Annotated in this window: 13 protein-coding genes; 4 read left to right on the plus strand and 9 right to left on the minus strand. The window is 68.2% G+C overall.

Features of this window, described 5'->3' with window-relative positions; all coding sequences use genetic code 11:
- Positions 1–62 precede the first annotated feature (62 nt).
- Entirely contained in the window at positions 63–1529 is a 1467-nt protein-coding gene (locus AB0M45_RS07365) for an NAD(P)/FAD-dependent oxidoreductase (RefSeq protein ID WP_364323900.1), read from the minus strand.
- A 90-nt stretch (positions 1530–1619) separates the two neighbouring features.
- Between AB0M45_RS07365 and AB0M45_RS07370 the strand changes: the two genes are divergently transcribed.
- Positions 1620–2681: an AraC family transcriptional regulator gene (locus AB0M45_RS07370; protein ID WP_364323902.1), complete on the plus strand. Its 1062-nt coding sequence runs from the start codon at positions 1620–1622 to the stop codon at positions 2679–2681.
- Here the strand turns inward: AB0M45_RS07370 and AB0M45_RS07375 are convergent.
- From AB0M45_RS07375 to AB0M45_RS07385, 3 genes are all read right to left on the minus strand, one after another.
- Positions 2678–3355, minus strand: coding sequence for a phosphodiesterase (locus AB0M45_RS07375; RefSeq protein ID WP_364323904.1), 678 nt, complete (start codon positions 3353–3355; stop codon positions 2678–2680). The genes AB0M45_RS07370 and AB0M45_RS07375 overlap by 4 nt on opposite strands.
- A gap of 68 nt (positions 3356–3423) precedes the next feature.
- Positions 3424–4209: a metallophosphoesterase gene (locus AB0M45_RS07380; protein ID WP_364323907.1), complete on the minus strand. Its 786-nt coding sequence runs from the start codon at positions 4207–4209 to the stop codon at positions 3424–3426.
- Positions 4210–4355: 146 nt separating this feature from the next.
- Positions 4356–4817 carry a MarR family transcriptional regulator gene (locus tag AB0M45_RS07385; protein ID WP_364323909.1) on the minus strand — a complete coding sequence of 154 codons (462 nt, stop codon included), beginning with the start codon at positions 4815–4817 and terminating at the stop codon, positions 4356–4358.
- Positions 4818–4868: 51 nt separating this feature from the next.
- Here AB0M45_RS07385 and AB0M45_RS07390 point away from each other — a divergent pair, with 51 nt between their 5' ends.
- Entirely contained in the window at positions 4869–5555 is a 687-nt protein-coding gene (locus AB0M45_RS07390; protein WP_364323911.1) for a TIGR03086 family metal-binding protein, read from the plus strand.
- 11 nt (positions 5556–5566) lie between these two features.
- Here AB0M45_RS07390 and AB0M45_RS07395 read toward each other — a convergent pair whose 3' ends face one another.
- The 5 genes from AB0M45_RS07395 to AB0M45_RS07415 all read right to left on the minus strand — a co-directional run bounded on the left by AB0M45_RS07395 (position 5567) and on the right by AB0M45_RS07415 (position 9891).
- Positions 5567–6334, minus strand: a complete 768-nt coding sequence (locus AB0M45_RS07395; RefSeq protein ID WP_364323913.1) for an RNA pseudouridine synthase — start codon at positions 6332–6334, stop codon at positions 5567–5569.
- Between the two features lie 71 nt (positions 6335–6405).
- On the minus strand, positions 6406–7416 hold the full coding sequence (locus AB0M45_RS07400) for an adenylate/guanylate cyclase domain-containing protein (RefSeq protein ID WP_364323915.1): 1011 nt from the start codon (positions 7414–7416) through the stop codon (positions 6406–6408).
- Between the two features lie 431 nt (positions 7417–7847).
- A complete protein-coding gene (locus tag AB0M45_RS07405) occupies positions 7848–8804 on the minus strand; it encodes a type IV toxin-antitoxin system AbiEi family antitoxin domain-containing protein (protein ID WP_364323917.1) in 957 nt (318 codons plus the stop codon).
- Positions 8805–8905: 101 nt separating this feature from the next.
- On the minus strand, positions 8906–9535 hold the full coding sequence (locus AB0M45_RS07410; protein WP_364323919.1) for a TetR/AcrR family transcriptional regulator: 630 nt from the start codon (positions 9533–9535) through the stop codon (positions 8906–8908).
- Positions 9535–9891 (minus strand): SPW repeat protein, encoded by a 357-nt coding sequence (locus AB0M45_RS07415; protein ID WP_364323921.1) that lies wholly within the window; start codon positions 9889–9891, stop codon positions 9535–9537. Before AB0M45_RS07415 ends, AB0M45_RS07410 begins: the two co-directional genes overlap by 1 nt.
- Before the next feature lie 221 nt (positions 9892–10112).
- Between AB0M45_RS07415 and AB0M45_RS07420 the strand changes: the two genes are divergently transcribed.
- A complete protein-coding gene (locus AB0M45_RS07420) occupies positions 10113–11309 on the plus strand; it encodes an FAD/NAD(P)-binding oxidoreductase (RefSeq protein WP_364323923.1) in 1197 nt (398 codons plus the stop codon).
- Between the two features lie 205 nt (positions 11310–11514).
- Positions 11515–12276 carry an aspartate/glutamate racemase family protein gene (locus tag AB0M45_RS07425; protein ID WP_364323925.1) on the plus strand — a complete coding sequence of 254 codons (762 nt, stop codon included), beginning with the start codon at positions 11515–11517 and terminating at the stop codon, positions 12274–12276.
- The last annotated feature ends 83 nt before the right edge of the window (positions 12277–12359 follow it).

A 12359-nucleotide genomic window follows, 5' to 3' on the forward strand; every position in this document is an offset into this window, starting at 1 on the left:
GCCAGCCCGGCGAGCAACGTCGGGTTGCAGCGAATTCGCGCAGTTCAGCGGTGCTCGGTCGATCAGCCGACCGGTGTGAGGGTGTAGTGCGCGGGGTCGAGGTGACGGGTGCGGCGGCGGTAGCTGGTCTGCGAGCCGGGCCAGTTGTTGGTGATGCGGCCCGCGGCGTTGCGGTACCAGCTGGAGCAGAAGTTCCATGGCGTGCGGGCCAGCCGTTGCTGGAGGGCGGTGTTGTAGTGCTGCTCCACAACCGCGCGAACGTCCAGGCAATGGCCGGGGTGGTCGGCCAGCAACTGGACGGCCTGACGGATGTAGCGGGTCTGCGACTCGATCATGTAGATGATCGAGCCGACGCCGAGATTGGTGTTCGGCCCGTAGACCAGGAAAAAGTTCGGGAAATCCGGCACGGCGATGCCGTAGTAAGCGTGCGCGCCGTCGGCCCATGCTTCCGACAGCTTGCGGCCCGCGCGACCGTGGATATTCATCGGCCAGAGGAATTCGGTGCCCTTGAAGCCGGTGCCGTAGATGATCACGTCCACCTTGTGCACCGCCCCGTCCGCGGTGCGCAGGCCCCCGGGGACGATCTCGGTGATCGGGGTGGTCTCCACCCGCACGTTCGGCTGGGTCAGGGCTGGGTAGTAGTCGTTGGAGAACAGGACGCGCTTGCAACCGATCGGGTAGTCGGGGGTGAGCTTGTCCCGCAGATGCGGGTCCTCGACCTGTGTGGCCAGGTGCCAGGCGGCGATGCGGGCCACGAGCCGCGTGATCGCGGGTAGCTCGACCAGCCCCAGCGAGAAGAATTCGGCGATCGACCACCAGCCGAACCGTTCGACCAGCAGCGCCCCCGGGACCCGGGCGAACAGGCGGTGCTGGATCGGCGAGTAGTCGGTGTCGAATTTCGGGATCACCCAGGCGGGGGTGCGCTGGAACAGCGTCAGGTGCGCGACCTCGGGCTGAATTTCCGGGATGAACTGAATGGCGCTGGCCCCGGTGCCGACGCAGGCGACGCGTTTGCCGGTGAGATCGACGTCGTGGTCCCATTCGGCCGAATGGAACGACGGGCCCGCGAAGCTGTCCAGGCCCGGGATGGCTGGCATGGCGGGGCGGGACAGCTGGCCGACCGCCGAGATCAGCACGTCCACGATCCGGGTGTCTCCGTCGGCGGTGCGGACCGTCCAGTGGCCGGTTGCGTCGTCGAATTCCGCGTCGGTCACGGTGGTATCGAACCGGATCGCGTCGAACACGCCGTGCCGCTCGGCGACACCGCGCAGGTAATCGTGGATGGTGGCGCGCCCCGAGTACCGCTGCGGCCAGTCCGGCTTCGGTTCGAACGAATACGAGTACAGCGGCGACGGCACGTCGCAGGCGGCGCCGGGGTAGGTGTTCTCCCACCACACGCCGCCGAGGCCGCTCGCGCGCTCGACGATGGTGATGTCGTCGAAACGATTGCGGCGCAACTCGATCGCCATCCCGATGCCGCCGAAGCCCGCGCCGATGATGAGGATCGATGGCCGATTGCGCGCTGTCACGTGCCACCACACTCCTCACTCCGACCGTAGATGACTCCACTGTAGGAGCCCTCGGTCCGCCGTATCGAGAAATTCGGCCATACTGTCCGCGTGGAACGGGTGCAGGATCCGGAAATCCGCGATTGGAACTTTCCGCGCGGCGTGGCCAGCGTGGCGCTGATGGTCGGCTACGCGGCCGAGCACGGCGTGGCCGCCGCGCGCATGCTGCACGGCACGGGCCTGACCGAGTACCAGCTCCGGGATCCGGACGCGCAGATCGACGCGCATACCGAATTGGCGGTGATCCGCAATCTGGTCCGCGCGCTCGCCGACCGGCCGGCCCTCGGCGTCGAGGTGGGCCGCCGCTATCGGATCACGACGTTCGGCATTTTCGGCTTCGCCTGCGTCAGCAGCCCGACGCTCGGGGAGGCGATCGACTTCGCGCTGCGCTATCTGGATCTCAGCTTCACCTTCTGCCTACCGGTGGCACAGTTTAGCGAGGACGAGTTCGTCGCCGTGGTACACGACGAGTCGGTGCCCGCGGACGTGCGTCAGTTCCTCGTCGAACGCGACGTCACCGCGATGCATCAGGTGATGAGCGACCTGCTGGGCACGCGGCTGCCCCTGACCAGGGCCGAATTCCGTTTTCCCGCGCCGGATCACGCGAACCGGATCGCGGAGGTGACGGTGGTGCCGCCGCGATTCGGCAGGCCGGACAACCTGTTCGCCATCGAACCGGTACTGCTGGAACAGCCGCTGCCCCAAGCCAACGAGCACACCTGGGCGATGTGCCTGGCGCAGTGCCGTGAGCTGGTGCACCGGCGCAGGGCTCGCACCGGGATCGCCGCCGAGGTGCGGGAGCGCTTGGTGCCGCGCGGCGGCGTGGACGGATTCGCCGCGCCGCCCGGCATCGATGCGGTGGCAAGCGACCTGAACATGAGCACGCGCACGCTGCGCCGCCACCTCGACGCCGCAGGCACCAGCTATCGCGCCCTGCTGGACGAAGTCCGCCGTGCCTTGGCCGAGGAGATGCTCACGGCCACACCGTTATCGGTGAGCGACGTCGCGATCCGACTCGGCTACGCCGAAGCCTCGACATTCATCTTCGCGTTCAAGCGGTGGACCGGTAACACCCCCGCGGCCTATCGCCGCGAACGCGCCGCGCGACGTTAGCTCGCTTCGCCGCGGCCGCTACGGCTGCCGGTGTAGGCCAGCTCGCGGATCTTGCCGACCGCTTTGGGGAACAGTTCCACCTCGGACGGGTGATTGAGCATCGGATCGAAATAGTCTGTCCGGTGTTCGGCCGATTCGGCATGCCGCAGCGTAATTTCGGCCAGTCGCAATTGTGGCCCGCCGAGACGACTCGCGGTGAGGGTGAAGCTCACCAGGTCCTCGTCCAGATGGGCGTCCATCGCCTCGAGCGACGCCGACGCGGGCTGAGCGCTGTCCGGCTCGGCGAAGAACCAGGTCGGTGCGGAATTACTGATCCGGTAGGGCATCAGGCAGCCGTAACGGGCGCTGGCCCAGCCGCGGGCGGGGGTGAACACCAGTCGGCCGAGCAGTCCGCGGCCAGTGGTGGCCAACGCGAAATCCCACGGCTCGTCATCGCGGTCGAGCACCCGGAACGCGAATCCGAGCACATCGGGGAGGCCGCCTGGCATTCCCGCACCCTTGGACAACCGCGCGATCACCGCGCGCTCGCCGGCCCCGAAGAGCGGCTCGAACTCGGCCTCCGCGTGCAATCGGCCGGACAGGTGCAGGCCGTTGGGATGGAACACCCGAGCATGCCGGATACGCGCTCCGGTCGCGAACGCGCCTTTCACCATTGCGGCTGGTAGGTCGACCATGGCGATGCCTCCGGGTAGACGTCCGTTGTGTCTCCCGATTGCCCCGGCACAAGCCGGGTAAACCGCGCTCAGCCCGGTTGCACGCCGATCCGGCCGCCCATCGGGACTGTCCGGAAATGCGTGGTCAGACGGTAATCCGCATCGATGACGTGCAGCCCGACCGCCGGGTCCGGCGCGTAGTCCATGACGTGGTCGGGCAGGTCGAGTTCCCATTCGCCGGCCAGCACCGACGCGGTGCTCGGCGCCACCAGCAGCGGGCGCCCGGCGAACGTGGTTGTCGCGCAGGTGTGCGCGTGCCCGGTGAGCACGGCGACGATCCGCTCGTCGGCGGCGACCAGGTCGGCGAGCCGCTGCGGATCGGCGAGCGCGATCTCGTCGACGATCGGGCTGTGCAGACGCGCGGGCGGGTGGTGCAGCGCGAGCAGGATCGGCTTGCCCGCGGGCGCTGCCGCGAGTACGTCGCGCAACCAGCCGTAGGTCTCCTCGGAGAGTCGTCCGCTCGCCTCGCCGGGGATGCTCGAATCGAGCAGGGCGATGGTGAGGTCACCGATCCGGTGGACGCGGTTGATCGGGGCGCCGGAGGTCGGCTCGCCGAGCAGCGCGGTGCGGAAGCCCGCGCGGTCGTCGTGGTTGCCCGGGATGGCGTACAGCGGGATCTCGGTCTCGAACGCCAGCTTGGCCTCGGCGTATTGCTCGGGCTTTCCGGAATCGGTGATGTCGCCGGTCACCAGGATGGCATCGGGCCTGCGGCGCAGGCCGGCGAGGAAAGCCAGCACCCGCTGCACACGTTCGGCGTTCCGGGTGCCGAGATCGAAATGTGTGTCGCTGACCTGAGCCACCAGGATCATCGGCATTCGCTTTCGCTAGGGGTTCGCTGCGTTGCGTCAGAGTGTGCCCTGGTCGTGGCCTCGGCACTTCATCAGGCTAGTTGACCTGCGTATTACCCGTCGTCATGACGCTCGCCACCCGCTGTTACGTGCTCCTCGATTTGTGTCGTCGGTCACAATGCTGGGTTCGTTTCGGCTTTGTCTCGGGACTGCTCGGCTACCGCGTCGGACAAAGTGCGCAGGGCGCGCAGGAAGACGCGCCGGTCCGCGGCGGGCAGTCGCTCGAGCAATCGGTCTTCTCGGGCCTGGATATCGCGCTGGGCGCGATCGCGGAGTGCCCGGCCCGCGTCGGTGAGCGATACCAGGTTCACTCGCCGGTCCGCCGGGTCCGGTGCGCGGGTGATGAGATCGCGCCGCTGCAACTCGTCGAGCACGCCGATGATGCGGGTCTTGTCCGCGCCGATCGCTTTGGCCAGTGCGGCCTGGGTGTAGACGGGCTCGGCGCCGAGACCGAGCAGGACGGCATAGCCCCACATCGACAGCTCGTGCCGGTCCAGGACGGGCAACTCCGCGGCCATGAGCGCCCGCCCGAGCGGCACGATCATCGCGGCGAGATCGGGACGGGCGTTCGGCATGGGACGACGATACTGCTTGGCAGATCGTATGCAGGAGCTTACGATCTGTGCATGCATACAGTTGATTCAGAGGAAATCCGCGGTCGGCACGCCTGTGCCGTCGGCGTGAGCGTGGCTGCCGTCGCCCGTGTGCGCCCCGAGCAGCTCGGCAACGAAACACCCTGTGCGGGATGGCATCTCCAGGACCTGCTGGAGCACATGATCGCGCAGAACCACGGATTCGCCGCCGCCGCTCGGGGCGGCGACGATCCCGCGATCTGGACCGTCCGCCCTTCCGCCGATCCGGTCGCGGACTTTCGCGCCTCGGCCGACGACGTGCTCGCCGCGTTCGCGGCCGAGGACGTCTTCCAGCGCACGCTTCAGCTCCCGGAAATCCTGCCCGGCTACGGTTTTCCCACGGCACGCGCGATCGGCTTCCACCTGGTGGACAGCGTCGTCCACGCCTGGGACGTCGCACGATCGATCGGCGACAGCATCACTCTCGATGCCGACTTGGCCGAGGAGGCGCTGCGAGTCGCCCTCGCGGTGCCCGACGGCCCGGAACGGTCGGCGTCCGGCGCTGCCTTCGCGCCGGGATTGGTTGTTCCGGAAGGAACTTCGGTATTGGATCGAACGCTGCTCGTCCTCGGCCGGTCACCGAACTGGCCCGACGGCGCAGGCCTGAACCGGCCCAAAGCAGGGCAGGTCGGGGCTCGCGCAGTTCGACCACAGCGTCCAGGCCTGCGATCTGCTGGATGACCCGAGGACAGCTAGTGGATTGTGTGCAGCAGCTCGGCTGCTCGGTCGAGGATCGCCGCGTCGGCGGGTCCCTCCATCGGTCGCCAGAAGTCTGCGTCGGGGTCGGCGGCGAGCGTCAGTTCCGGTGGCGTCCGCCAGGAGGCCGTTAGGCCGAGGCGCCAGGAGTGCAGATAGGTTCGCTCGTGCGTGCCGGAACGATCGAACAAGGGGTCGCCGACGATCGGATGTCCGGTCCAGGCCAGGTGGACCCGGATCTGATGGCGTCGGCCGGTGATCGGGCGCAGGGCGAGCACGGTGTGCGCTGGGCCGCGCAGCACCGTCGCGAAGTGGGTGAGCGACGGGTAGTGCTTCGCGGGAAGTAGATCGGCGTCGTCGACGAACCACCGGCCCGCAGTGTGCTGGATGCGTTCCCGAGGCGCGGCGATCCGCACCCGGTTCTTGCGTCCCACGCTGAGCGGAAGGTCGATCACGCCGGTGTCGGGCAGTCCGGTCGCCGCGACCACCGCGAGGTACGCCTTGTCGGCGGTCTGCTTGTTGAACTGCCTGGTCAGCTCGCCGTGGGCGCCGAGCTCCTTCGCGAAAAGGATCAGGCCGGAGGTCACCTTGTCGATCCGGTGCACCGGATACAGCGTCTCGCCCGCGGCGGCGGCGAGTTCGACGATGTCGGTATCGTGCCGTTCACCGGTCACCGAGATCCCGGCCGGTTTGTGCAACGCCAGAATCGCGTCGTCCTCCTCGACCAGGGAACGCGTGCGCAGCTGTGACCAGTCCGTTTCCACCGGACGAGCATAGGGGCGCGGTCGGGCGGACTCGGTCATCAGCCCTGCGCCGAGCCGAGCGAAGGCAGCCGCTATCTGTCGTTCCTTCCATTGCGGCGCAGCAAGTGCGGACGAAGTCGGTTGAAGCCGCGCACGCGCACGCTGCGCAGGTGCTTGATGCTGAATTCCGGGTCGCCGTCCAGCGCGGTGGCGGCCCGGTCGTCGATCAGAATGGTGCCGGGACGCGCGACACCGGTCAGCCGGGACGCGATATTCACCACCGAGCCGTACAGGTCGCCGAAGCGTTGCAGCACCGGACCGTACGCGACGGCTACGCGCAGTTCCGGGGTGCCGCCGACCATCATGGTCGACTCCTGGATGGCCAAGGCGATGCTGGCGGCGTCGGCCGCGTTCTCGGTGGCGAACATGACTTCGTCGCCGACGTTCTTGATCACCCAGCCGCCGTTCTCGGTGATGGCGGCCGTGGTGGTGGACTCGAATGCCTCCAGGAGCATGGACAGCTCGTCGGGGTGCAGGTGCCTGGTCAGCCGGGTGTAGCCGACCATGTCGGCGAAACCGACGGCCAGTTCGCGGACCGATTCACCCGCGGTCGTCTCCGGGTCCAGCGAGCGTGACAGCGCCGCGGCCAGATGCCGCCGCCACGCGTACGTGTTCAACCGCTCCAGCGTGGCGATCGCGCCCTCGGTGGCGGTGCGCACCGTCTCGGCGGGGTCGGCGCCGGGGTCCGCCCCGGCGATGCGCTCTTCGATCTCCGCGAGCACCAGGTCGATCTGCCATTCCGCCAGGCGCGCCATGCCCTGACCGAGGGTGCGCGCGGTCGCGGCCTGCTGCCGTTTGTCCGCGGACGACAAGACGTTCAGCTGCTGGAAGTCGCGCACCGCCGTGATGTCGGCGTCGGCGTAGTCGACCTCTTCGTCGCCCATGCTCGACGGGAAGCCGAGCGCCATCCACAACCGCCTGGTGAGCGCCGTCGTCGTCCCGGATTGCTCGGCGACTTCGGTGCGGTTGTACCGGCGCGCTCCGTCGAGCAGATAGGACTCGACGACCGATTGCACCAAGTCGGACATCTCGGTGGGCACCATGATCCGTACCTTACGGGCAGCGCGGCTCCGGACAATCGACCTTGGGGGAGTTCACATATTCAGCTGCCCGACCTTTGCGTCCTCGCCATGCCACATCTGCCACGGCTCGGTCTCGCCGGTTGTCAGCGGGTGGGTGTGCGGCCGCGGAAGGTCCGGCGGAGGTCATCGATCCACAGGTCGGGGATTTCCCAGGGGATGAAGTGGCCGCCGCGATCGTGCGCAGGGAGGTTGACATGGTTGTACCCACCGGCGCGGTCGCCGGCGACACTCTCGATCTGGACGAAGTAGTGCTCGTAGGCCGAACTTCACGCGAGGGTACGGTCTCATGGCTCATCGGGCCGGTATGCTCCGTGCACTCGCCGGGTCGAGTCGGTACACCGGCCGGTTGACTTCCAGCGAAGGCGGTTGCCCACGCTCAGCGGCAAACTGAGTCACGGCTTCGGGGTTGGGGTCCAATAGCCGGATCGGTGGCCTCGAGCCGCTGCTCGCGCGGCGGTGCGGAGGCGGTGCAGCAGATCCGGCAGGTCGGCCAGATCGTCCCAGGTCCAGCGGACCACCATCCAGCCAAGAGCGCGGAGTTGGTCATCGCGCGTCTTCTTCGCGTCGACCATCTGTCCGGGGGAGCGAGGACCGCGTAAGGCGTGGGAATACTCGGCTTTTCCGTCGAACTCGCCGATCAGGCCGAGGTCGGGGAACAGGAAGCCGACGCGGCCGACGCAGACTCCGCTATCGGAGAAGACGCGTGCTTGTACCTCGGGCTCAGGGAAGCCGCAGTGGTGCAGCAGGATTCTGCTGCGGGATTCCCCGGTGCTTTCGCTGCGGCCATCCAGGAAATCGAGTACTCGGGCAGCTCGGCGGCGGCCCGGCCGGTGCCGGGCCCGGCGCAGGTGTTCCCGCAGTTCGGCGGTGGTCGTCACACCGCGGCGCAGCGCGGAATCGCCGAGGGCGACCGATTGCTCGAAGCCTTCCGATCGGGCGATATCGATGACGGTACGCGCCGGAGTGGTCACGCGGATGTCCTCGACGAAGGTGATCTCGTCCGGTTCTACCTGCGCGGAATGGACGACGACCCGTCTGCTCAGGCGGCCGCCGTTGATCCGGTTCCTGGTCAGGTGCACGCGGTCGAGTGAGATATCCCAGGTCGACATCCCGTGCAGCACCGCTGCGGAGCAGTGGCTGGTGATCGCGGAATCGGACGTGGTCTCCGCGGTGGCGAAAATGAGCAGCAGATGGCGATCGGTCGCGCCGAGACCGGAGTCCGGCGAATTCAGATAGCGCCCGGCCCGCAGGCGATGCCACTGTCCGGTGTGGCACAGCCGCCGCAGTTGTTTGTCGGACAGTCCGGACGCCAGCGCTTGCCGACGCGAGATCAGTTGCGGTGCTTCCATACCGACGATCGTGGCGGACCGGGGAGCGTGGAACAGCCGGCCGACTACCGAATGTGGATAACACGCCCGCTGTGGATAACGCCGCGCCGCCTCTGCGGACTTCAGCCCATCTGGGTCATGCCTGCCGCGACCACTTGGGCGATGTTGAGTGCTTCGTCGGCGGTGGGTAGCGGCACGCCGTCGAGCGCGTGCAGCCGGTCGGTGCTGGCGAGGGCGAACATCGCCGAGACCCACGCCGCGGCGCATGCGCGCAGGGTGCCGGGACGGACCGGGACCGGCGCACTCGCTTGGAGCACTTTGGCGGTGACGTCCAGCATTTGGTCGCGCAGGCGGCGCAGCTGGCGTCGCACGTCGGGATGGGTGTCGGCCTCTCGCCACATGATCACCCGCAGCACCGACGAGTGATGGTCGCGCAGATTGAGGGCGGTATCGAGGTTGACCAGGCTCGTCGCCGGATCACCCGGCGCGACCACGGTGCCGATGTCGTCGATCGGGTGCGCGGGCACTCGCTCGGACATCAGCGCGGAGAGAATCGAATCCTTGGTCGGGAAGTAGTAGAAGACGAGCCCTTTGGGAACGCCGGCCGCGGCGGCGATGGACGCCGTCGCGGTCGCGTCGAATCCCTGTGCCGCGAAGAGCTTTTCCGCGGCATCGAGGATGAGCTGCCGGGCGTCGCCATCGACTTTCGCGCTACGGCGACGTCCGGCGCGCCGGGATTTCGGCATCTGCATCAGTGATGCGGAGCCACGCCGTGCAGGCGATCCGACACCGTCGGCAGTGCCGCCACCGCGACCACCGCCGTCACTACTCCGACTACCCATGCGGTCCAGGATGCGGCCCGGTACTCGGTGAAGTCCATGACCCAGGGGGAAATGAACAGCAGTACGGCGCACAGGCCCATCACATAGTCCGCCGCCGCCATCTCGGGACGGGCCATTTGGGCGAGGCCGGTGAGGGCGATGAGCGCGCCGAGCACGATCAGTGACCACATGGCGTTGTTGTTCGTGTCCACCCAGATGGGTGACAGGGCGGTGAAGACCCCGAGCACGACAGCCAGGAAATCTTGCGCGCGGCTCTCGGTGAACATTGTGTGCCTCCTCGGGCTGTGGATTGTGTCCCAGTTCTCGGTATAGTCCTGATTGACCGGCCGATCAATATCTGGATGACTACGATTTCGCGGGTGTGCGTGGCATAGGTGGGACGTGACAGTCCTCACAGAATGGAAGACCAAGCAAAGGTTAGGGTTGGCTGCGTGTCACCGCCAGCCCACCGAATCGGCGGTCCGGGTTCCAATGAAGGGATGGCCGCATGACCGCGCCGATCGTGATCGTCGGAGCCGGCCTCGCCGGCCTGCGCACCGCGGAGGAACTGCGCCGCGCGGGCTACGACGGTGAGCTGGTACTCGTCGGGGACGAGGCGCGACTGCCGTACGATCGCCCGCCGCTGTCCAAACAGTTCGTGCGCGGCGAAACCGACGACACCACGTTGCGGCCGAGCGAGTTCTACGCCGAGAATCGCATCGATGTGCGACTGAGCACCGAAGCGGTCAGCGTCGATACCGATGCCCGGCGCGTTCGCCTGGCCGACGGCAGCACGCTGGACTACGACCAGCTGATCATCGCCACCGGCCTGCGCCCGCGCCGCCTGCCCGGCTTGCCGGATCTACGGGGCGTGCATGTGCTGCGCGCTCACACCGACGCGGTCGCCCTCCGCACCGACTTGGCTGACGCCGCGACGGCGCTGGTGATCGGCGCGGGGTTCATCGGCTGCGAACTGGCGGCGAGCTTCCGTGCGAACGGCGTCGGGGTCGTCTTGGTCGAACCGCAGGCGGCGCCGCTGGCCTCGGTGCTCGGCACACAGGTGGGCGAACTGATCGCGCGGATGCACCGCGCGGAAGGGGTCGACCTGCGCTGCGGCACCGGCCTGGACACCCTCCACGGCGATGACGCGGGCCGGATCCGTGGTGCGCGGCTGTCCGATGGCTCGGAGATCGCCGTCGACCTCGTCGCGATCGGGGTCGGCTCGCGGCCGGTGACCGAATGGCTGAGCGATTCCCGGATCGCCCTCGGCGAGCCGGCGGCCGGTGGCGGGGTGTTCGCCGACGAGGTCGGACGCACCTCCGTGGCGGGCGTCTGGGCGGTCGGCGACGTCGCGGCCTGGCTGCACGAGACCGGATCGCGCAAACGGGTCGAGCATTGGACCAACGCGGGCGAACAGGCCAAACTGCTCGCCTGCGCGTTGCTCGGGGCCGCGGCGCCCACCGCGGCCCGCGTGCCGTACTTCTGGAGCGACCAGTACGACGTCAAGATCCAGGCCCTCGGCACCCCGAACGCCACCGACGACGTGCACATCGTCTCCGACGACGGCCGGAAATTCCTCGCCTACTACTCCCAGGCGGGCACTCTCACCGGCGTGGTCGGCGCGGGCATGACCGCCCAGGTGATGAAGGCCCGCGCCAAGATCGCCACTGGAGCCCCCATGACGGAACTGCTCACCCCGAGCTGATCTTCTCGCTCGACGCCGCGATCGTCGCGCGACGGTACGCAGAACCATGGGCTCGCAATCCCTGACTTCGCGAGTACATGGGCAACTCACCGGGAACGCCCAGAACCCGAGCGGCACCCAACGCAGGATCCGAACGCAAATCACGCGCCACCCAACTAGTACGGCCTGAATACCCGGAGAGGCGGCACAGTAATACGGTGGTCCGGTGATCGTCGCGCTCATCGACTCAGGTCTGGGGTTACTGCCCACCTCCGCTTGGTTGCGTAAGTTGCGTCCGGATGTGGATCTGCTCCTGCAATTGGACCCGGACGGCGCGCCGTGGGGGCCGAAGCCGGAGGAGTGGATGGTCGAGCGCGTGGTGGACGCCGCGCGGACTTCCCTTCGAGCGGGCGCCGAGGTGATCGTTTTGCCGTGCAACACCGCCAGCGTCACGGCGCTGGAGCATGTCCGCGCGGAAGTCGGGCCCGGCGTTCCGGTGATCGGCACCGTGCCCGCGATCAAGCCCGCGGCCGCCGTGTGCCGCTCGGTAGCGGTCTGGGCCACCGCCGCCACCACCGCGAGCCGGTATCAGGCGGATCTGATCGCGAAGTTCGGCGGTGCTGCCGAGGTGGTCGGCGTCGCATGCCATGGGCTGGCGGACGCGATCGATCGCGGCGACTTGGCGGCGGCCGGCGACGCGATCGCCAGCGCCGCCGCGCAGACTCCCGCGGGCGTGGAGGGCGTGGTGCTCGGCTGTACACACTATCCGCTGGTGACCGATGCGATCATGGCCGCGCTCCCGGACGGTGTGCGCCTCTTCGACAGCGCCCAAGCCGTTGCCGCGCAGACCGTTCGGCGCATCGAGGCTCTTGGTCGCCCGAGCACCGGGAACGGCGAGGTCCGGGTATTGAACAGCGGCAGGCCGGGTGCGCTGCCCGCCAGCGCGGCGGCTTTCGAGTCGGGCCGCATTCTGGGCGCGCAGGGGTGAACGCGCAGCCGCTCACCCAGCGCGGGCAAAGGCGAAAGGCGGTTCAATAGTTCCGCGGTCGCGCCGGGAGTTGATGCAGGCCG

It is taken from the genome of Nocardia sp. NPDC051787 (assembly GCF_040681325.1).
GTDB lineage: Bacteria > Actinomycetota > Actinomycetes > Mycobacteriales > Mycobacteriaceae > Nocardia.